Origin of the sequence: Cetobacterium sp. ZOR0034, assembly GCF_000799075.1 — a bacterium.
Taxonomy (GTDB): Bacteria; Fusobacteriota; Fusobacteriia; order Fusobacteriales; family Fusobacteriaceae; genus Cetobacterium_A.
Genome location: NZ_JTLI01000005.1, coordinates 1 through 21,188, shown reverse-complemented (window position 1 = coordinate 21,188; position 21,188 = coordinate 1). Strand labels below are relative to the sequence as shown.

The following is a 21,188-nucleotide window of genomic DNA, read 5'->3' as shown; positions in this document are numbered from 1 at the left end:
ATGAACTTAACAGAATTGGCTATTAAAAATAAGGTTACCGCCTATATGCTTTTTACTCTTCTACTTATATTTGGATATATGTCATATGATAAATCTGAAAAAGCTGAAGACCCAGGTTTTACTATAAAGGTCGCTCTTATTACTACTAACTGGCCTGGTGCTACTGCAAAACAGATGGCTGATTTAGTTAGTAAAAGAATAACTGACCAAGTTCAAAATATGGATGCTTTAAAATATGTTGAATCAAAAAATATAGATGGTCAATCTAATGTTTATGTAAATATTAAAAGTGGTTATAAAGATTTAAAACCTGTTTGGCAAGAGCTAAGAGATAGAATTAATACATTCGTAGTTCCAGCTCTTCCACAAGGTGTTCAAAGTCCACAAATAAATACATATTTTGGAGATGTCTATGGAACTCTTCTTGCTATAGGAGGAGATGGTTATTCAAATGAAGAACTTTATGAAACCGCGGCTAAATTAAAGGATTCGCTTCTTTTCTCTGTTCCAGAAATTGGTAGAATCGATATCAGTGGAGTACAGAGTGAAGCAATCTATATTGATATTGACAATAAACTTCTATCACAAACAGGTGTGACTTTAGATAATATTTTGTCTACACTTTCAAATCTAAATGTTATCATTAAAGGTGGAGATTTGGTTATTGATAATGATAGATTGAAACTTAATCCTTCAGGAAACTTTGAAAATCTTGAAGATATAAAAAATACCGTTATCACAAGCAGTGATGGAAAATCAAATATCTATTTAAAAGAGATTGCTAACATATATAACGGATATCAAGAGCCTTCAAATTATTCAATAGATTTTAATGGAAATAATGCCATAACTCTTGGTGTTTCTCTTGGAGCCGGTCAAGATATTTTAGTCATGAGTGATGGGATAAAAACAGCCTTATCTGAATTCAAGAAAAATTTACCTATAGGTCTAGAGATTGGTGAAATCTATTATCAACCAGATTTAGTTCAAGTTAAAGTTACATCATTTATTGTAAACTTATTTCAAGCTATAACAACTATTGTTTTGGTTATGCTTATATTTTTAGGACTTAGATCTGGACTTATTGTTGCTGCACTTACTCCAACGTCAATAGCCTTTACTCTTATTGGTCTTTACTATATGGGCTATGGAATAAATCAGATTACCTTGGCTGGTTTAATAATCGCACTTGGTATGCTTGTTGATAATGCTGTTGTTATGTCTGAAAATATAATTGTACTTATGGAAAATGGTGAAGATCGTTTGAGTGCTTGTTTAAAATCAGCTCAATCGTTATCTATTCCTCTTTTAGTTAGTTCTATTACAACTATTATGGCTTTCTCTCCTATCATTTTAAATAAAGAGGACATGGGAGAATATGTTGGACCACTAACTATTGTTGTTGCTTTAGCACTTTTTGGTTCATGGATTATCAATCAAACTTTAATTCCTCTTCTATGTTTTGATTTTATTAAAATTAAAGAGGGTGCTAAACAAAATTTAAATAGTAAAGCATATATTACATATAGACGTGTACTTTTATTTGTACTAAAAAATCAAAAATTAACTTTAGTTACTGCAGTAGCATCTCTATTCTTAGGATTGATTCTTTTAGGTCGAGTTCCGAGTAACTTTATGCCAGCTTCTACAGATCCAATAATGTCAACATTTATTAGATTACCAAAAGGAACTGATATTAACTATACACGTGAAGTTGTTAATGATGTGAATCAATTTATAAAGCAAAATTATGCGACTGGAGAACAAAAAGCACTGCCCCCTACTATTTGGGATTACATTACAACTGGAGGTACATCTTCTGTTTATGAAAAACCAGGTGTTTTAAGTTGGGGATCTTTTATTGGTGGTGGAGCTGCTAAATTCGCAACTGGATATACCCCTGAAACAAGATTAACAGAATATGCGTACATTATGTATAACTTAACAGATTATACACTTATTCCTAAAATATCAACAGAAGTAAACCAATATTTAAAAACTAAATATCCAAGTATTGATGTGGTTTCAAAAGGTTTAGCTAGTGGAGTAACTCTTGAAAAAGATTTAGGATATGTACTAGCTTCTAATGATATTCCAAAACTGAAAGCTGCTGCTGCAGAATTAAAAGAAAAACTTTCAGAAACACCTGGAGCACTTTCTGTGTCTGATGCTTGGGGAAATGAAGTTCCGGATATAAAAATAGAGATAAACCAAGAAAAAGCTCAACTTGCTGGATTTAACAATGATACAATCGGTAAAGTTTTACAATTCGTTTTACAAGGATATACTGCAACAACATTTAGAGATTTTAGCGCACCTGCTCAAAGTACAATAATCCCTGTTATTGTAAGAGGAAAACATACTTACAAAGACGATATAAAATCTATTGAGTCTATCGAACTTATAAATTCAAAAGGTGAAGCAGTTCCTCTAAGACAAATAGCTGATATTAAATTGGACTATCGTCCTTTCTATGTTTCAACTAGAAATCTAGCTTACTCTATACAAGTTGATGCTGCTGTAGATCCAGCTACAACACCACTTGAAGTCAATAAAAATATTGATCCTTGGATCCAAGAGAAATTAAAAGAGTGGGGACCAGATATTAAATACTATCCAGCTGGAATAATGAAAACATCTTCTGAGAATCAGAGTGCTTTATTTGCTCAGGTTCCTGTTGCTATTCTTATGATGTTTGTTCTTGTAGTTGGTCAATTTAACTCTTTGAAAAAAGGTCTTACAATTATGCTTGTTATTCCTTTATCACTTTTAGGAATTGCAATTGGTCTACTTGTTACAAATACAGAGTTAGGGTTTATGGCAATGGTTGGAATAATCTCTCTTGCTGGAGTTGTTTTAAACCACGCTATTATTCTAGTTGATAAAATGACTCTTGAAAAAGAACTTGGACGTACAGAACAAGATGCCATTGTTTTCGGATGTCAATCAAGACTTAGACCAATATTTTTAACAGTTGCGACTACTTTAGTTGGACTTTTACCACTTTATTTCTTTGGTGGTCCTTTATTCCAACCTTTAGCTGTAGTTCTTATATTCGGATTAGCTTCTGATACAGTTTTAGCTTTAGCTGTTATTCCTGTTATATATGCAACTTTCTATAGAACTAAATTTAAAGACTATATTTATGATGAATCTCGTTTAATCGGTGAATAATATTAAAAAGGGTCATGAGAAAAATAAATCTCATAACCCTTTTTTTATAAAATCTCATTCAATAATGTTTCCATCTCTTTTCTTAAAATACTACGTTCTCCATTCCAATGATTTACAATTATTGTAAATGCATATTTCTTCCCATTTTTTTCTGCATACCCTGCATATGATTGAATCCCGCTCATACTTCCGCTCTTCACTTTAACTTTTCCTTCTAAAGATGTATTTTTCAAAAATATTGCAACAGTTCCATCTTTACCAGCTACTGGAAGAAGATTTTCTAAACCTGATTCAGAATATGCCAATATTTGTGTTAAAAGTTTAGCTGAAATAACATTTCCTCTCGACAGCCCACTTCCATCTCTTAAAATTAGTGAGTGTACGTCCATTCCTTTCTCTTTCCAAAACTTTTCTATATCTACACCTTTTGTTTTTTGAATCAATTGAAATAAATGTTCTGTATAGTGATTATCACTTCTTGTTAAAAGTATTTTAACTATTTCAGAAATAGGGGGTGATTTTGTAACAGCGATAATTTTTGGATTTTTTGGTCTTTGTGATGTCAATCTTGCTGTTGTCACTTTTCCTTTAAATTCTACATTTTCTCTTTTTAAATGATGTGAAAAATATTGACCTAAAAATAATCCTGGATCAGGAATATCACTTTGAATTGTCAAACCATTCTTATTTTGTGGAACGGCTCCAAAAATTCTTCTCTTATTTTCTAAAGGCACGCCTCTCACTGATATCTCTCTTTTTCCTCCAGTTGTAACTAATCCTTGATTATCAAAAATCAATCCTGATATCTCTGGCTTTGTTCTAATCACTTCGGGTTTTTTTCCTGAAACTTCTGTTTTTAAATATAGAGTATATAAATTATCAAATACACTTATTCCATATGTCCCTTGTCCATAATTGGTTCCCATATCCTCCCAAAGCCATTTTCCTGGAATCCCTTCATATCCAAAAAGATCATCTAAAACAATTATATTTCCATCTATTGATTTTATTCCTATTCTTTTAACTTCATTTATCCATGTTTTTAAAAAAGCTTCTCTATCTATTGAGATTCCATCCGAACCTAAAGTTGGGTCTCCACCGCCTTGAATATATATATCCCCTTTTAGAATCCCTTCCTTAGATATTACTCCATCATAGAAAACTTTTGTTTCTAAAACACTATCTGCACCCAATACTTCTAGAGCCGTAGCCCCTGTAACAACCTTTAAAACTGAAGCTGGCACCAGTGCTGCTTCCTCTCTATAACTATCTACTACCTTGCCACTTCCTAATTCAATTGCATAAAAACCTACATTCCCATGCTCTAATACTTCTGAATTCACAAATCGAGTTAATGCTTTTGATTTTTCTGAAGATTCCTGATTAGTTACTGGTATTGAAATTGTTTTCTCAATATTTTCTGGAAGCACTAATTGTTGATCAACAAAACTATCTTTTCTATTTGTGTTAGTACACGCTGTTAAAAAAGCTGTAATTAATGCTAAATATAGAAATTTTCTCTTCATAATTCACCCCTCTGTGTCGTAAATATAATATCTATTATAGCATAAAAAAAACTTAGAATTTCTATTTTCTAAGTTTTTTTAATTTTCTATATTTTATTTAATAGTAACTCTTTATCTACTTTTCCCTCTTTTTTCCACTGAGAGTATTCGGCAATACTTGTAAATAAAACATCAGTTGAAGAGTTTAAAGCTGTTTCACAAGAATCTTGAATCACTCCAATTACAAATCCTACTCCTACAACTTGCATAGCTATATCATTTGAAATTCCAAACAAACTACATGCCAGTGGAATTAATAGAAGTGATCCTCCGGCAACTCCAGAAGCACCACAAGCACTTATTGCTGCTACCAAACTTAAAATAACTGCTGAAAGAAAGTCTACTTCAACACCTAGCGTATGTGCTGCACTCAATGCAAAAACAGATATTGTAACCGCAGCTCCTGCCATGTTTATTGTCGCACCTAAAGGAATCGAAACAGAATACATATCTTTTTCTAACCCCATTTTCTCACATAGATTCATATTTACAGGTATGTTAGCTGCTGAACTTCTTGTAAAGAAAGCTGTTAATCCACTCTCTCTCAAACAAGTAAAAACTAGTGGATATGGATTTTTCCCCATCATTAAAAAGGCAATCAATGGATTAACAACAAATGCTACAACTGCCATACATCCTAAAAGTAATACTAAAATTTTACCATAAGAAAGTAATCCACTACTTCCACTTTCAATAACTGAAGAAAAAACTAATCCCATAACACCAAAAGGAGTAAATTCAATTATTACTTTAACAACTTTTAAAAGTGCGTTTGAGGCATCTGTTACAACATTTTTTGTAGATTCATTAGCTTCTTTTAAAAATATTCCTAATAAAGAACTCCAGAACAATATACCTATATAGTTTCCATTTAAAATGGCTTTTACTGGATTATCTATCAAATTTAATAGCAATGTTTTTAATACTCCAACTATATTTTGAGGTGCTGAGCTCATACTAGCATTTGACACTAAAGATAAATTTACTGGAAATACAAAACTTCCTATAACTGCTACTAAACTAGCTAAAAAAGTTCCTAATAAATATAAGACTACTATTGACTTTATATTTGTTTTCTGACCTTTTTTGTGTTGAACTATTGCTGATAACACTAAAAAGAATACTAAAATTGGAGCAACCGCCTTTAAAGCCCCTACAAAAAGATCTCCAAATATAGTTATCCATCCCATAGCATCAGGCATTATATACGCAAAGACAACTCCTATAACCAATCCTACCAAAACTCTTTTTACTAATCCAATACTACACCAATTTTTAAAAATCTTATCCATCTTCAATCTCCTCCTGTCTCCATTGTAAAAACAACTGTTTCTAATTAAGAGACAATATAACATATATTTTTTTAGAATACAAGTTTTTTTTATATAGACATATTTTTTTTTTAGAGTTATACTATAAAAAACGTATATAAATCCGGAGGTTTTTATGAATGGAAAATTCTTAGTCGTAGATAAATCAATTCTTCCAGATTATTTAGAAAAAGTAATTGCTGTAAGAACTCTTCTAGAAGAAGGGAAATCTCAAAATGTTAGTGAAGCTGTTAAAATAGTAGGTATAAGCCGTAGCACTTATTATAAATATAAAGATTTTGTCTTTCTTCCCTCTGATAATTCTCTCGGTAAGAAAGCTTTAATCTCTCTTATGCTTTCTCATAAAAAAGGAGCACTTTCAGAAGTTTTAAATTTTTTATCATCTGTCAATTGTAATATTATTACAATAAATCAAAATATTCCCATAAATAATGTTGCATCTGTTGTTATATCTTTTGAAATTGCTTCTGCAACTCTTCCTCCAGAAGACATTGTCCACGAACTAAAAAAAATAAGTTGTGTCAAAATGTCTAGACTTTTAGCATTTGAATAAACTTTAAAAATGTCAACTTTTAATTTTTGATAAAGTTGACATTTTTTTATTTTAATTATAAAATATAAGAAAAAATATAGAGGAGAAAATATGTCAACTAAAGAACTTATCATCTCTATTTTAGAGGAGAATAAAGGTCAATATCTCTCTGGAGAAGCCATCGGAAAGAAACTTCACATATCTAGAGCTGCTGTTTCTAAGGCTATTAAAGAATTAAAAAATAATGGATATACAATTCTTTCTGTCAATAAAAAAGGGCACTGTATTCCTACTAAAAGTAATACTCTTTCGGCTATTGAAATTAAAAAAAACCTTAAATATGATAATGAGATTATAATAAAAAACAGCATCGATTCTACAAATACAGATGGAAAACGATTTTTAATTGAAAATCCAGCTCATGGAACTACAATTATTGCTAATGAGCAAACAAATGGAAGAGGACGTAAAGGTAGATATTTCTTTTCGCCAAAAGATACGGGAATATATATGAGTATTCTTTTAAAGCCCGAGCTTTTAGCTTTAGAAAATCCATTAAAAATAACTATAGCTACAGCTGTCGCTATAACAAAAAGTATTGATGAACTTTGTCAAAAAAATACTCTTATCAAATGGGTTAATGATATATATATTGAAGATAAAAAGATAGCTGGTATTTTAACAGAAGCTACTACTGACTTTGAAAGTGGATCTATCGAAAATATTATTATAGGAATTGGAATAAACTTTAATACGACTACTTTCCCGGAAGAGTTATCTACAATAGCTGGATCAATATTCTCTGAAGAGGAGTATTTTGTAAACAGAAATGAGTTAATCGCACAAATTTTAAATGAAATTATGGATATTACAAACGATTTAAATAACGAAAATATAATAAAAAAATATAGAGAAAAATCTTTCTTAATTGGAAGAGATATAGTATTTTTTGAAAAAGAGATTGAAAATTCTGGAAAAGTTATTGATATAGATGATAACGGTTACCTCATAGTTGACACAATTTCTGGATCGAAAAAAACACTCTATGCAGGGGAGGTTAGTATTAAATGGTAGAGAATGTTTTTCTTAATCTTTACTTTATCGGAATTTTAGCTATTGGGTATAACTCTTTCAAAAAAATAAAAAGTAGTTCTCACTTTTTTATAGCAAATCGAGAAGCAAATGTTTTTCAAGTAACTGGAAGTCTGCTTGCAACAGTTCTTGGAAGCTCAGCAATTTTAGGAAATGTTGCTTCAACATATCATATTGGATGGGCAGGTATATGGCTTTTATTATGTGCATCCTTTGGTTTATCAATGCTTTTACCTCTCGTTAAAAAATTTGAAAAATTTAAGGGGTATAATCTACCTGAATTATTGGGTAGCTTCCACGGAGATGAAGTTAGAATTCTAAGTTCTTTTATTATTTCTATCGCTTGGATTGGAATTGTTGCTGCTCAAATCATGGGAGCCGCTCAAATTATGGGAATCATTAGTAACTTCTCTTATTTTGAAAGCGTTCTTTTGAGTGGAACGATATTTATAATCTACACTATTTTAGGTGGGCAACTTTCTATAATAAAAACTGATTGTATTCAACTTATTTTTATTTTACTTGGAATAGTCTTATGTTTTTTATTTTTACCTGATTTTAATTCAGAATATGTTCCACTTAATATCATAAATGAAAAATTTAATAATTTTGATCTTTTAGTTTTAATTCTTACATATTCATCAACTTTCTTAGTTGGTCCGGATATATATTCAAGAATTTTTTGTGCTAAAAATACTGAGGTAGCTAAAAAATCTATTATTATTAGTATTAGTGTTTTAATACCACTGGCATTTATTTTAACAAAAATTGGAATATATGCTGCTGGTGCGTACCCAAATTTAAGTGGTGGACAATCTCCACTATTGCATGTCGCTGCTCATACTTTACCAAAAGGTATCAGTTTATTACTTTATTTTGGACTGTTATCTGCAATTATTTCAACAGCGGACACTTGCTTGCTTACTTCAGCATCTATATTTACAGAGATTTTTACAAAAAATTTAGAAAATAAAAAATCTATTAAATTAACTAGAGTTTCAATCGCTATTTTTGGAGTTTTTAGTATATTAGTTGCTTTAAAATTAAAGTTTATATTGAGTTCTCTTTTATTAGCTCTTTCTGTTTATTCTGGAGCTCTTATTATTCCTGCTTTTGCTGGAATTTTAGGTTTTAGATTTAAAAAAGAATTTGTTATTGGAGCTATTATTTTAGGTGGTGGAATAGCTTTACTCGGAAAAATTTATGGTGGTAGCAACGCAAACTATATTTTAATCTTTGCATTCTTTATAAATTCAGTAACTTTAATGCTTGGAAGAAAAAAATAAATTTAATAACTTTCTAAATTGCAAGAGGTTTTCCACCTCTTGTAATTTTATTTAAAAATATCTTGATTTTCAAAATATTTTATTATATAATCAAACTAACAAGATTGAAGGAGGCTTTTATCATGAAAATTGGAGTTTTTTATGGAAGTACTACTGGAGTTACTGAATCTATTGCACAAAAAGTTGCAACCTTATTAGGTGGAGATATTTTTCATGCAGGAGATATTGAAAAAATTTCTGGATACGATTTAGCTATTTTAGCTGCATCAACTTGGGGATTTGGAGATATACAGGATGATTGGATTGGACCTCTACAAAATTTAAAATCTTATAATCTCTCTGGAAAGAAAGTGGCAATTATTGGTGTGGGAGACCAAGAAGCTTTCTCTTCGAGCTTTGTTAATGGAATGAGAGATCTTTATGAAGCTGCATCTACAGCCGAAGCAACAATTATAGGATTCACTTCAACTGATGGATATTCTTTTGACGAATCGACAGCTATTGAAAATGATAAATTTATTGGTTTAGTTATAGATGAAGCAAATCAAAGCTCTTTAACAGAAGATAGAATCAAATCATGGATTGAATTTCTTAAATCTTAGTAATTAGTAAATTGTATTTAATTATTTGATTAATTTTTATGGCGAATATATAAATGGCGTGGAAGTTTTTATTCCACGCCATTTTTGATTTATATATCTTTTATGCTCTCTAATATATAGGTTGGTTTAAAATCGGTTTTTTCCTGCCCTGTTGCCTCTCCTGTTAATACAAGAATCGTATCGCAACCATTTAAAGTTCCACAAGCTATATCTGTATAAAGTCTATCTCCAACTATAGCAATCTCCTCTTTATCTAAATCAATTCTTTCAAGAGCATAACTCAACATAATTGAATTTGGCTTTCCAAAATAAATCGGTGTTTTGCCCGTACAAAGCTCTAACATATCACAAATAGCTTTACAATCAGGTAGATATACTTTATCCTCTACGGGATATACTAAATCTTCGTTTGCTGCAAAATATTTCACATCATTTTTTAATAATCTACACGCTATTTCTAACTTCTCAAAATTTAACTCTGGATCTAAAGCAACAATAACTATATCTACATTTGGATTTTTAAAGTCAGAAATTTTTTCTACAACTTCAATTCCGATTTCACGATATAAATCTTTATACTCCTCAGTTCCTATTATAAAAATTTTTTTATCTATATAATTTTTCTTTATATGATTTAAAAGAACTCCGCCAGCAGTAATAACATCCTCTAAAACAACATCCATCCCTACTGATCTGAATTTCTCTACATATCTCTCTGGATTCTTAGACGAATTATTTGTAAAAAATGCCACTTTTTTTCCAGCTGTTTTTAGTTCATCTATTTTTTCTTTAGCTCCTGGAATAAGTGTATTTCCAAGTAATATTGTTCCATCTATATCAAAAAGATATCCTTTATACTGTTTCATTAAGCTATAATCTCCTCTATTCTCTTTAAATCTTCTAATAATATATTTTTATCTGTAATTGGTGAATACTCTAAAACTAATTTTGCATCCGGTGTTTCAGATTTTATAATTTTTAAAATCTTCTCTCCGTCAAACTTTGAATTGAATATCGATTCATGTAGATCTTTTTCTCCATCATTACTATGAATGTGATAAGCAACTACATTCTCTTTTATACTTTTTAATAGATTTTCCAAATTCCACTTATTAGCTAGAAGATGTCCAATATCTATCAAAACTTTCAGCTGCTTTTCTTTAACTAATTTTTCAAAATCTTTTTGTGAATAAATCATATTCTTACCCACTCCAACATTTTCAACTAAAATTTGAACTCCAATCTCTTTTGATAGTAGAAGTAATTCATCTAATTTTCTCTCTATATCTTTTTTAGAGCTCTCTTTTCTTTTAGCTTCATTTGTATGAAGAACAATAAATTCACCATTATTTTTCTTACAACATATTAAAGCTTCTACAAAATTTAGCTTTAACTCTTCCCATAAAATATCACTACAATCTATATTAAAATATCTATATGGTCCATGAAAAGATAAAGCGTTAAATTTAGCGTTCTTTAAAATAAAATTTAACTTCTCTGTATGATTAAAATCTCTTGGCTCTAAAAAAAACTCCATATTTAGCAATCTATTTCTCTCTATAAAATCTAATGTTTCCTCTTTTGTATCGTTATAAAATATAAGATCACTTACAAATATATTTTCTTTCATTCTGCTCTCCTACTTTACTAAATTCATTATTTTTTCTTGAGTTTCTTTTAAAGCTTCTTCAGCTTTTTTCTGTCCACTTAAAATTACATCTCTTACATCTATCAATAACTGCTCAGCTTGAAGAGCATTTGCTCCAGAGAAACTTGCCCATTTCCCCATATCTTTTAACTGTTCACTTGCAACTTTCATAAGCTGATTCTCATTTAAAAACTTTGCGATTTCACTATTCTCATCTTGAATTGCAGATGGTAAATACCCAGTTCCTTTAGTCCACTTTTCTGAAGCTTCTTCACTTAATAAGTACTTCATAAATTTCCAAGATGCTTTTTGCTCATCTGAATTTTCAGTCATTATCATTAACATATTTCCACCAGCTGGTAATTTTCTAGAGTTTCCTTCAAACAGTGGGAATTTCTCTCCAACTATTTTAAAGTTTGCACTTGATTCGAAGTTATCTCTTTTTCCAATCGTTGTGATAACCATTCCTAACTTTCCATTTAAAAATGTTTGGAATCCTTCATCATTTGTTGCATGTAAAGCTATATCATCTTTTACCATATCTGCTAAGTATTGATATGCTGCTGCCGATTCTTTTGAAGCAAATGTTGGAATTGTCTTTCCATCTCTCTCCTCTAAAATCTGTCCTCCATTTCCTTCCATTAAAGCCTGTTGTGCCCAGTTATCTGCAAACTCTTGAACGAATAATCCCATATTTCCTGTTTTTTCTTTTATTGTCTCTGAATATTTTCTAACTGTTTCCCAATCTTTTGGAGTATTGTTCATATCAATTCCTGCAGCTGTCATCAAATCAGAGTTGATATACATAATCGGATTACTTATTGAGTAAGGAATCCCTACTTGCTTCCCATTTACTTGCCCTAATTCTAAAATATTTGGTAAAAACTCTGTATTGAAGTAATCTTTATCTTCTGGGAAATACTTATCTACAACCTCTTGTGCTGTTACAAAGTCAAAATTATCATGAGCATAATTTAAGTACGAGTATCCCATCTGAACTATTGCTGGCTTTCTCTTCGCAGCTACGGCTACTTGTAAATTTTGTGTTAAACCTTTATACATATCTGGATTAAATTTTTCAATAACTTTTATATCTGGATTCTGCTCATTGAAGTTTTTAACTAACTCCTTTATTGTTCCTCCACCAAAACTTTCTGAAGCTACGTGCCAATACTCTATCTCTAACGGCTTATTTGCAGTCGTAACCTTCTCCTCTTTCCCACATCCTACTAGCAATAAACTTCCTAGTATAGCACCTTTCAAAATATTATTTTTCATTACTTTCCCTCCAAAATTAGATTTTTTTCTGTTTTTACATCAAAATAACTACATTTTTTAACATCTATTTCTAAGTAAACTTTTTCGTGCTTTTTTATATCTTGTTCATTTTTTATAGATGCTTTGATATTTTCATTTCCTATTTTTACCGAAACACATTTCTGATTCCCATAATTCTCTATTCTAATGACTTCTCCCTGTACTCTTCCTAATCCATCCTCTTTATGAACAATCATATGCTCTGGTCTTATTCCTAAATAAACTAAATTTCTATTATTTAAATTTGGGATATTTTCTATATCTGCACTAACAAAACTGTCCTCAATATAGATTTGCCCATCAGCAACTTTACTTGTCAATATATTCATTGGAGGCGTTCCTATAAATTTAGCTACAAATATATTGGCTGGATTTTTATAAACCTCTTCTGGAGTATCTATCTGCTGTAAATCCCCCTTATTTAATATTGCTATTCTATGTCCTATTGTCATAGCTTCAATCTGATCATGTGTTACATATATAAATGTTGGTCTATTTATCTCGTGTAACTTCACTAACTCCTCTCTTGAAGTATTTCTCAATTGAACATCTAGATTTGATAGAGGTTCATCAAGTAAAAAGAAATCTGAGTTTTTTACTGCTGCTCTTCCTAATGCTACCCTTTGTCTTTGCCCACCCGATAACTCTTTTGGATATCTTTTTTCCAATCCTTGAAGATTTAATATTTTTACAACCTCTGTTGTTCTTTTCTCTATCTCTTTTTTATCAACACCATTCATTCTTAATCCAAATGTTATATTATCCCAAACCGTTAGATGAGGATACAGTGCGTAGTTTTGGAAAACCATAGCTATCCCTCTATCTCCAGCTTCAACATCATTTATTCTTTCATCACCAAAATACATATCTCCAGACGTTATCTCTTCTAATCCTGCAATCATTCTCAGAGTTGTACTTTTTCCACATCCTGATGGTCCTAATAAAACTAATCTCTCACCTGCATTTATTGTTAAATCTAAACTATTTACGATTTTTGTATCTCCATAACTCTTCGATATATTTTTAAATCTTATCTCTTTCATAATTACCTATCCTTTTACTCCTGATTTTACAAAGCTTGTCATTATTTTTTTCTGGAAGAACGCATACATTATTATTGGGAACACAATTGTTAATCCCGCTATAGCCATTGTAACTCCCCAATCATTTCCACCCTCTGAACTTATAAACATTTGAAGTGCTAACGAAAGTGTATAGTTTTTCTTATCACTTAATATTAATAGCGGCCAGAAATACTCATTCCATGAGTTTATAAAAAACAGTATTCCCATAGATATTATTGAGTTCTTTATCATCGGTAGAATTATATAATATAAAACCTTTGTCTCTTTTATCTTATCTAATTTTGTTACCTCTAAAATTGATTTTGGAATCCCTTTCATATTTTGAATAATCATAAATATTCCCATTCCATCAGCTAATTGTGGCAAAATAACTCCAAAACTACTATTTAAAAGTCCTAACTCTGATATCATAAGGTAGTTTGGTATCATTGTTACTGTGAACGGTACAAATAAAGTTCCTAATATTAAAAATATCAATGCTTTTTTACCTCTAAACTCTTTGAATGCCAAAACATATCCTGCTAGCACACTCGTTACTATTTTCCCTAAAGTTATCAAAAATGATATGAAAAATGTATTCCAAACATATCTAAAAATAGTCACATTCTCAAAGATATATTTATAGTTTCTAAATGTAATAACTTTTGGAATTATACTCAATGGATCTGAAAATATTTGATCCATACTTTTAAATGATATTGATAACATATATATCAACGGGAAAATCTGTATCCCTATTATTAATAGAAATAAAATATGCCATTTACTCTCTTTAATTTTCATAATAAACTCCTTTTTCTAAAACTTTGATCTTTATTGAAATCAATATAAAGAAACAAAGCATTGTAATAACCGATAAAGCTGAAGCTCTTCCCGTTTGGAAAAATGTAAATGCATATTGATATATACTATATACTAAGTTTGTACTTCCATTGTTCGGTCCACCTTGAGTTAAAACATTTATAGGTACAAATACCTGCTGAAGACCATACACTACAGTCATAACCATCACATACAAAGCTGTTGATGATGTCATCGGGATAACTATGTATAAGAAAATCTTCCAATTTGAAACTTTATCTAGTTTAGCACTCTCTATCAACTCTGTTGGAACCTCTAATATCCCAGCTAAAAGTAGAATCAAGTTGTAACCAAATATTTTCCAAGCTGTTATAAGTGTTATTAATACCATTACCAAACCGTTTGTTTTTAGCCAAAATTGTGGTTTTAAATTAAATAGTTGGTATATCTTAGATATAGGTCCAATCATGGGATTAAATACCCATACAAATACTAACGAAGCTACAACTAACGAGATTATACTCGGAAAAAATAGCATTGTTCTGTAGAAGCTTTTCATTCTGTTTACTAAAAATGCTAATATGTAAGCTATAACATATGGTAATATAAAGTTAAAAACTATTAGTAATCCTATATAAATAAATGTATTTATCAAAGATTTATGGACGCTCTCCTCTTTTAAAATATCAAGATAGTTAGCCATCCCTATAAATTTCTTATTCTTACTTATCATGTTCCATTGGAAAAAACTTAAATAGAAAGTTTTACAGATAGGATAAAATATAAAAATTGTAAAAATTGTTAATGCTGGCATTAAAAATAGTGTTGCCAAGAGTGTTTCTTTTTTTTTCATCACTTCTCCTTAAATTATTTTTTTCTCAAACTTCAAAAGTATAATACCAGATGAATGTTAATCTAAAATTAATTTAAGGTTAAAAATAGTTCTAATTTGTAAAAAAAGCGTAAAAAATAAAAAAAAGAGATATCTTCAGGACATCTCTTCTATCAATTTACCTAATCAACTAAGGGTTTAAACATTTAAGTAATACTCTTCTATTTTTAACTTTTTTTACTTCATTTCTCTTTTTAACGGCAGTGGTTTCCCTAAAATAGGTTCATTTCTCTCACTCCATTCAATAATCTGAATACAGGTATGTCTATTTGGATCATATAAAGGATCACAATCAAATGTATTATAATCTCTACAATGATAAACAACAATATCTTTTCCATCTTTTGTTTTTGTAAAACTATTGTGCCCCGGTCCAAACCTTAAATTGTCCACATCACTTTCGAATATTGGAACTATACTTTTTTCCCAATTAGATTTTAATAATGGATTGTCTCCATTTCTTAATTTTAATACTCCCACACAGTAATTCTCATCTGTAGCACTTGCTGAATATGTTAAAAATGTATATTTATCATTTTTCAGTATTCCCGGTCCTTCATTTACTAAAAATCCCTTTTTTTCCCATTCAAACTCAGGAACAGTTAACAGTTCTATGTCTCCTTCTAATTCCCAAGGTGTTTTCATAAGTGATATATAAATATTTGAATTTCCATCAATAGAAGGATCTTTTTGTGCCCAAATATAGTAAAGTTTATCTTCTGATTTCATAATTGTTGCATCTAATGAAAATGATTCTAAATGAGTTTTTATCCTTCCTTTCTCCTCCCATTCTCCTAAAAAAGGGTTACTGCTTGAATTTTCTATAACAAACATTCTATGATTAAATGTTTTATGCTCTGAATGAATTTCATCATTTGGAGCAGCCGCAAAATATATATACCACTTATTATTTATGTAATGAATTTCTGGAGCCCATATTAAATTACTTAACTCTCCATTTAAATGCTTTTTCCAGATAATTTTACACTCTCCACTCTCTAACTCTTTTATCTCTTTTGCTCTTCTTATTTCAATGGCATCATATGCTGGAATTGAAGCAGTCATATAATAATACCCATCTGTATGTAAATATATAAATGGATCAGCTCTTTGAAAAACTACTGGATTTATAATATCGGCATTTCTCATAGCTCCTCCTTTATTTTGTATCTAAGAACATTAAATGAACATTTCGGAATGGAAATTTTATTTTTTTTATCATCTAGCTTTATTATTCGTGGTTTTACAGCTTCTGGATTTTCAAAATTATTTTTCATATGCAGATCATCTCCATCTAAAATAATATGCTCAATACCCTCAAGTTTTCCAAATCCATTTAAATCTATATCAGTATCAATTTTATTATTTAAATTAATATTTAATACAAACAGTGTCACTTCTTTTTTCTCTTTATTTAAAACTGTTACTGCTTCTACTTCATTTACAGCCCCATACTTAGTTTCCACTTTTGAACTGTTTATAAATGTTGTTAAAGCCTCACCTTTTCCATACTTCGCAAAATATTTAAATGGATAAAATATTGTTTGCTTTATAGCTTTTCCATCCTTTTCAGTAAAAATAGGCGCTATAACATTTACAAGCTGTGCTAAACACCCCATTTTTACTCTATCTGAATTTTTCAATAATGTTATAACCAGACCACCCATTACCAATGCATCTAACAAACTATAGTTATCTTCTAATATTTCAGGAGCTTCTTCCCAATCCTTCACTTTAACCTTTGAAAGATACCAAATATTCCACTCATCAAATGATAAATTAATCGTTTTATTTGATCTTTTTAAAGCTTTTACATAATCAACCGTCGCTATAATTGTTTTTATAAACTTATCAAAATCAGCAAACGAAGCTAGAAAATCTAAATCATTTCCAAAATTTTCATAATATCTGTGTAAAGATATATAATCCACTTGATCATATGTGTATTCTAACACTTTTCTATCCCATTCTGGAAATGTTGGCATAAGGGGTCCTGAACTCCCACACACTACTAACTCTATTGTCTCATCAATCCATTTCATCATTTTTGCAGTTTCTCTTGCTTTTTTTCCATAATCATCTGCATCTAAATGACAAATTTGCCAAGGTCCATCCATTTCATTTCCTAAACACCAAACTTTTATATTGTGTGGTTCATTATATCCATGTTCTTTTCTTAAATCTGACCAATAAGTTCCACCCTTAAAATTACAATATTCTATCAAATTAGCTGCATCTTTGGGTGTTCCTGTTCCTAAATTTACAGCCCCCATCACTTTTACATTGGTTTTTCTACTCCAATCCATAAATTCATTTATTCCAAACTGATTACTTTCAATTGTTCTCCAAGCTAAATCTAATTTTTTAGGTCTATTTTCTTTAGGGCCAATTCCATCAGTCCATTCATACCCTGATAAAAAATTTCCTCCTGGATATCTTACTATATCAACTTCTAACTCTTTTATAAGTTCAATCACATCTTTTCTAAATCCATTTTTATCAGCCGAAGGATGGGTAGGTTCATATATTCCTGTATAGATTGCTCTTCCCATATGCTCTAAAAAAGATCCAAAAAGACGATTATCTACTTCTGAAATTATAAAATCTTTTTCTACTTTTATTTTAGTTTTATTTTTCATTCTATCTCCCGTTTTATTATTTATTAAAAAAAATTACTCTTTTACACTTCCACTAATCATTCCATTTATAAAATATTTTTGGAATCTAAAGAAAAGAATTACTACTGGTAACACTGCAAATACAGCTCCAGCTATTAAGATTTGATAATTATTTCCGTACGGTGTAAAGAGTGTGGATAATCCTATTGGTAATGTAAATTTTGATGAAGTTGTCAAAGCTAATAGTGGCCATAAAAATCCATTCCATACCCCCATCGCAATAAATATTACCATTGTTATCAATGCTGGTTTCATTATTGGAAATATTACCGAATAAAATATTCTATACTCAGAGCATCCATCTATTCTTCCAGCCTCAACTAAAGATTTAGGAATTCCTTTTAAATATTGCATAAAAAAGAAAATTGCAAATGAGGAAACAATAAATGGCAAAATAACTCCAGTGTATGTATCAAATAATCCCATAATTCCTATTGTTGAATATAGAGGTAACATTATAATTTCAAAAGGAACCATCATAGAAATTAAAACAAAGATAAAGATTATCTTTTTATATTTAAACTCATACATGGCAAATCCATACGCCACAAATGATGAAAATATAATGCTTAGAGGAACTTGGACTCCCAATATAAACAAACTATTCAAATACCATCGCATATATTCTGAACTTCCGAAAAATAACTCTCGATAATTTTCAAATGTTAATGTTGATAATGATATTGAAAAATTCATTCCTGTCCTAAATAATTCTTTAGCATTTTTTAATGAACTTAAAAATAAAAGTAAAAATGGAAATAATATTACCACTCCAAAAAATATCATTATTAAATATCCTAAAACTTTTCCTAAATTTTTCATATTTATCAATCCTTCCTAAAAAAACCAGTAGATTTTAGTTGAATTAAATTTATAATCAAAGCGAAACATAGTAAAAACATTCCTACCGCAGAGGCTAATCCTAAATTATTTTGCATAATTCCCAATTTGTATAAATATCCAACTATTGTCAAGGCCATATCATTTGGTGAATTAATTCCATATATCATCAAAGATTCTGTAAACATTGCCAACCCTGCATAAATACTTATTGTTATAACATATGTTGTTATTGGTTTTAGCATTGGAATTACTATATAAAAATATCTTTGAAACACATTTGCTCCTTCAACCTGCGCAGCTTCTAAAACCTCTTCAGGTATATTTTGTAAGCCTGAAATAAAATATAACATATTTACTCCCATCCAACGCCAACTAGCTACAAATAATAAAACTGGAAAAACATAATTAGAATTTCTCAACCATCTTATTGATGAATATCCAAAAAATGAAGCTATTATATTCATTTGAGAAGTTGGTAACTCCCCAAATAAAAATCTAAACATCATACTCGCTACTACAACTGATGTCAGTGCAGGTAGGAATAAAATTGATTTAAATATTTTTGTTCCCACAAGTTTACTATTATTTACAATAATTGCTAATAACAGTGGAATTGGAATTAAAATAATCAATGTTAAAATTGTATATACAATACTATTCCAAAGAGCTTTTCCAAAAGTTGGATTTATTAATCTTTTATAATTATCTATTCCAATAAAAGTATTACCACCTGGCAATACTTTTTGAAAACTCATAATACCTGCATTTACTAATGGAAATAGAAAAAATATCGTAAATGATATTATAAACGGTGCTATAAAAACATATGGAGCAATTTTAAAGTTATATAAAAATTTCTTCATATTATTCTCCTTCTATTCGTTTTGCACTTTTTCTTACCTCATCCTCAACATTACCTAAACTTTCAAAAATATTATTGTATAAATTAGTACTCACTTCATTTGCAATTGTTGATAACTTATCTCCTCTTTTAGCACTAGGAATTTTACCATTTACTGAATTTAATACTTCAATTGGTGAATTTAAAAAATACTCATCAAACATAGTTTTTTTCTGAAGTTCCTCACTATCCCACACTGATTTTCTAACAGGATCAAACCCTAACATTGTCCATATCAATGTATTTCCTTCCTCTGATATTTTGGCAAAATTTAAATATTTCGAAGCCAACTCTGCATTTGGAGAACTTTTTAAAACAACTGTTCCTGTTCCTCCTAATCCTACACTCTCTACCGAGTTACCTTCATACATAGGCATTTTTGCAATTATAATTTTTTTCTTTAAATCTGGCATACTATCTACAAATCTTCCCATATACCACAACGGCATTGTTAAACTTGCAACTCCACCATTATTAACCATCCCAAAAAATTCTTCTGAATGATAAAATCCTCCTGCTGCAACTACTAAAACTTCATCTTTTAATAATTGTTGAATCTCTTTATACAATTGAATTGCTTTAGGATTATCTATATCTGGATTTCCTTGATTATTAATATAATCTGCTTCCATTTGAACTAATGGCGGTAGAATTGCCATTATATCATTTATTTCCACTGCTGCCATTGGCTTTCCCGTAATAGATTTCAATTTATATCCTGCCTCTTTATATTCTTTCCATGTTTTTATTTTATTGTAATCTATACCTGCACTCTCTAAGAGCTCTTTATTGTAATATGTTACTGTTGCTCCTACATGAAATGGTATTCCATAATATTCATTATTTTTAGAATACAAATCAAATCTAGACATAACTAAATCATCTTCTATTCCTTTTATATATTTAGTCATAGGTAAAAATTGAACTTCACCTTCTATTGCTGTCGAAAATTTTCTTAGCTCCAAATCTGCTAAATCTGGCCCTCCTTTTCCTGTTTGAATTGCTATTTGAAGTTTATTATGCATATCATCAAAAGGCATTACACTAACTACTAAATCGATTGGAGTTTCAGGATTCTTTTTATTCCATTCTTTCTCCATTTCTTTATAAAATTTTTCATGTAATGCTTGGAATGTCCATAAAGTAATTTTTTTTGATCCATTTGATGTTTCTGTCTCTTTTTTTCCACACCCCATTATAAATAAAACAAAGAATGTGAAGAGAATTATTATTTTCTTCATACCTCTCCCTCTCCTTTCAATCAAATTTTGTTTTACACTCTACCTTTTTACATTTTCCCAATCTTTCAAAAACCTTTCTATCCCCTTGTCAGTCAATTCGTGTCTCGTCATCGCAATAATTGTCGAATATGGAATTGTTCCTATATGAGCTCCTGCTTTTGCCGCTTCTTTAGCATGCCAAGGATTTCTAATACTAGCTG

The 21,188-nt window shown here is 30.0% G+C and carries 18 protein-coding genes; 5 read left to right on the top strand and 13 right to left on the bottom strand.

Translation table 11 applies throughout. The annotated features are described in order from the left end of the window. The gene (locus L992_RS01530) at positions 1-3,174 is read left to right on the top strand and encodes an efflux RND transporter permease subunit (protein WP_047384244.1); all 3,174 of its coding nucleotides are present in this window, start codon (positions 1-3) and stop codon (positions 3,172-3,174) included. Between the two features lie 44 nt (positions 3,175-3,218). Here the strand turns inward: L992_RS01530 and dacB are convergent, their stop codons facing one another. Then, positions 3,219-4,700 (bottom strand): D-alanyl-D-alanine carboxypeptidase/D-alanyl-D-alanine-endopeptidase, encoded by a 1,482-nt coding sequence (dacB, locus tag L992_RS01525; protein WP_081982648.1) that lies wholly within the window; start codon positions 4,698-4,700, stop codon positions 3,219-3,221. Between the two features lie 86 nt (positions 4,701-4,786). Further along, positions 4,787-6,031 carry a serine/threonine transporter SstT gene (sstT, locus tag L992_RS01520; protein WP_047384240.1) on the bottom strand — a complete coding sequence of 415 codons (1,245 nt, stop codon included), beginning with the start codon at positions 6,029-6,031 and terminating at the stop codon, positions 4,787-4,789. Between the two features lie 154 nt (positions 6,032-6,185). Between sstT and L992_RS01515 the strand changes: the two genes are divergently transcribed. The 4 genes from L992_RS01515 to L992_RS01500 all read left to right on the top strand — a co-directional run bounded on the left by L992_RS01515 (position 6,186) and on the right by L992_RS01500 (position 9,582). Continuing rightward, positions 6,186-6,623 (top strand): ACT domain-containing protein, encoded by a 438-nt coding sequence (locus L992_RS01515; RefSeq protein ID WP_047384239.1) that lies wholly within the window; start codon positions 6,186-6,188, stop codon positions 6,621-6,623. Positions 6,624-6,713: 90 nt separating this feature from the next. Further along, the gene (locus L992_RS01510) at positions 6,714-7,676 is read left to right on the top strand and encodes a biotin--[acetyl-CoA-carboxylase] ligase (RefSeq protein WP_047394062.1); all 963 of its coding nucleotides are present in this window, start codon (positions 6,714-6,716) and stop codon (positions 7,674-7,676) included. After that, the gene (locus L992_RS01505) at positions 7,670-8,980 is read left to right on the top strand and encodes a sodium:solute symporter family protein (protein ID WP_047394060.1); all 1,311 of its coding nucleotides are present in this window, start codon (positions 7,670-7,672) and stop codon (positions 8,978-8,980) included. The genes L992_RS01510 and L992_RS01505 overlap by 7 nt, the downstream gene beginning before the upstream one ends. A gap of 122 nt (positions 8,981-9,102) precedes the next feature. Further along, on the top strand, positions 9,103-9,582 hold the full coding sequence (locus L992_RS01500) for a flavodoxin (protein ID WP_052191822.1): 480 nt from the start codon (positions 9,103-9,105) through the stop codon (positions 9,580-9,582). An 89-nt stretch (positions 9,583-9,671) separates the two neighbouring features. On the opposite strand, the gene L992_RS01495 is transcribed toward L992_RS01500, so the two are convergent. The 11 genes from L992_RS01495 to L992_RS01445 form a co-directional block, all read right to left on the bottom strand. Further along, a complete protein-coding gene (locus tag L992_RS01495) occupies positions 9,672-10,448 on the bottom strand; it encodes an HAD-IIA family hydrolase (protein ID WP_047380400.1) in 777 nt (258 codons plus the stop codon). Next, positions 10,448-11,212: a TIM barrel protein gene (locus L992_RS01490; protein ID WP_047394052.1), complete on the bottom strand. Its 765-nt coding sequence runs from the start codon at positions 11,210-11,212 to the stop codon at positions 10,448-10,450. The genes L992_RS01495 and L992_RS01490 overlap by 1 nt, the downstream gene beginning before the upstream one ends. Before the next feature lie 9 nt (positions 11,213-11,221). Continuing rightward, positions 11,222-12,508 (bottom strand): ABC transporter substrate-binding protein, encoded by a 1,287-nt coding sequence (locus tag L992_RS01485; RefSeq protein ID WP_047394047.1) that lies wholly within the window; start codon positions 12,506-12,508, stop codon positions 11,222-11,224. Next, the gene (locus tag L992_RS01480) at positions 12,508-13,590 is read right to left on the bottom strand and encodes an ABC transporter ATP-binding protein (RefSeq protein ID WP_047380395.1); all 1,083 of its coding nucleotides are present in this window, start codon (positions 13,588-13,590) and stop codon (positions 12,508-12,510) included. The genes L992_RS01485 and L992_RS01480 overlap by 1 nt, the downstream gene beginning before the upstream one ends. Before the next feature lie 6 nt (positions 13,591-13,596). Further along, complete coding sequence (locus L992_RS01475; protein WP_047394044.1) at positions 13,597-14,415, bottom strand: carbohydrate ABC transporter permease; 819 nt, start codon at positions 14,413-14,415, stop codon at positions 13,597-13,599. Further along, positions 14,405-15,286 carry a carbohydrate ABC transporter permease gene (locus L992_RS01470; RefSeq protein ID WP_047380392.1) on the bottom strand — a complete coding sequence of 294 codons (882 nt, stop codon included), beginning with the start codon at positions 15,284-15,286 and terminating at the stop codon, positions 14,405-14,407. The genes L992_RS01475 and L992_RS01470 overlap by 11 nt, the downstream gene beginning before the upstream one ends. A gap of 216 nt (positions 15,287-15,502) precedes the next feature. After that, positions 15,503-16,474 carry a family 43 glycosylhydrolase gene (locus tag L992_RS01465; protein ID WP_047394041.1) on the bottom strand — a complete coding sequence of 324 codons (972 nt, stop codon included), beginning with the start codon at positions 16,472-16,474 and terminating at the stop codon, positions 15,503-15,505. Beyond that, complete coding sequence (locus tag L992_RS01460; RefSeq protein ID WP_047394040.1) at positions 16,471-17,964, bottom strand: alpha-N-arabinofuranosidase; 1,494 nt, start codon at positions 17,962-17,964, stop codon at positions 16,471-16,473. Before L992_RS01460 ends, L992_RS01465 begins: the two co-directional genes overlap by 4 nt. 33 nt (positions 17,965-17,997) lie before the next feature. Beyond that, complete coding sequence (locus tag L992_RS01455; RefSeq protein WP_047394039.1) at positions 17,998-18,825, bottom strand: carbohydrate ABC transporter permease; 828 nt, start codon at positions 18,823-18,825, stop codon at positions 17,998-18,000. A gap of 5 nt (positions 18,826-18,830) precedes the next feature. After that, entirely contained in the window at positions 18,831-19,709 is an 879-nt protein-coding gene (locus tag L992_RS01450; RefSeq protein WP_047394037.1) for a carbohydrate ABC transporter permease, read from the bottom strand. A gap of 1 nt (position 19,710) precedes the next feature. Continuing rightward, entirely contained in the window at positions 19,711-20,988 is a 1,278-nt protein-coding gene (locus L992_RS01445; protein WP_047394034.1) for an ABC transporter substrate-binding protein, read from the bottom strand. Positions 20,989-21,188: the final 200 nt, after the last annotated feature.

Bases quoted from the DNA above. Each gene is read 5' to 3' on its own strand.
- L992_RS01530 (WP_047384244.1), top strand. From the start codon at position 1: ATGAACTTAACAGAATTGGCTATTAAAAATAAGGTTACCGCCTATATG.
- dacB (WP_081982648.1), bottom strand. From the start codon at position 4,700: ATGAAGAGAAAATTTCTATATTTAGCATTAATTACAGCTTTTTTAACA.
- sstT (WP_047384240.1), bottom strand. From the start codon at position 6,031: ATGGATAAGATTTTTAAAAATTGGTGTAGTATTGGATTAGTAAAAAGA.
- L992_RS01515 (WP_047384239.1), top strand. From the start codon at position 6,186: ATGAATGGAAAATTCTTAGTCGTAGATAAATCAATTCTTCCAGATTAT.
- L992_RS01510 (WP_047394062.1), top strand. From the start codon at position 6,714: ATGTCAACTAAAGAACTTATCATCTCTATTTTAGAGGAGAATAAAGGT.
- L992_RS01505 (WP_047394060.1), top strand. From the start codon at position 7,670: ATGGTAGAGAATGTTTTTCTTAATCTTTACTTTATCGGAATTTTAGCT.
- L992_RS01500 (WP_052191822.1), top strand. From the start codon at position 9,103: ATGAAAATTGGAGTTTTTTATGGAAGTACTACTGGAGTTACTGAATCT.
- L992_RS01495 (WP_047380400.1), bottom strand. From the start codon at position 10,448: ATGAAACAGTATAAAGGATATCTTTTTGATATAGATGGAACAATATTA.
- L992_RS01490 (WP_047394052.1), bottom strand. From the start codon at position 11,212: ATGAAAGAAAATATATTTGTAAGTGATCTTATATTTTATAACGATACA.
- L992_RS01485 (WP_047394047.1), bottom strand. From the start codon at position 12,508: ATGAAAAATAATATTTTGAAAGGTGCTATACTAGGAAGTTTATTGCTA.
- L992_RS01480 (WP_047380395.1), bottom strand. From the start codon at position 13,590: ATGAAAGAGATAAGATTTAAAAATATATCGAAGAGTTATGGAGATACA.
- L992_RS01475 (WP_047394044.1), bottom strand. From the start codon at position 14,415: ATGAAAATTAAAGAGAGTAAATGGCATATTTTATTTCTATTAATAATA.
- L992_RS01470 (WP_047380392.1), bottom strand. From the start codon at position 15,286: ATGAAAAAAAAAGAAACACTCTTGGCAACACTATTTTTAATGCCAGCA.
- L992_RS01465 (WP_047394041.1), bottom strand. From the start codon at position 16,474: ATGAGAAATGCCGATATTATAAATCCAGTAGTTTTTCAAAGAGCTGAT.
- L992_RS01460 (WP_047394040.1), bottom strand. From the start codon at position 17,964: ATGAAAAATAAAACTAAAATAAAAGTAGAAAAAGATTTTATAATTTCA.
- L992_RS01455 (WP_047394039.1), bottom strand. From the start codon at position 18,825: ATGAAAAATTTAGGAAAAGTTTTAGGATATTTAATAATGATATTTTTT.
- L992_RS01450 (WP_047394037.1), bottom strand. From the start codon at position 19,709: ATGAAGAAATTTTTATATAACTTTAAAATTGCTCCATATGTTTTTATA.
- L992_RS01445 (WP_047394034.1), bottom strand. From the start codon at position 20,988: ATGAAGAAAATAATAATTCTCTTCACATTCTTTGTTTTATTTATAATG.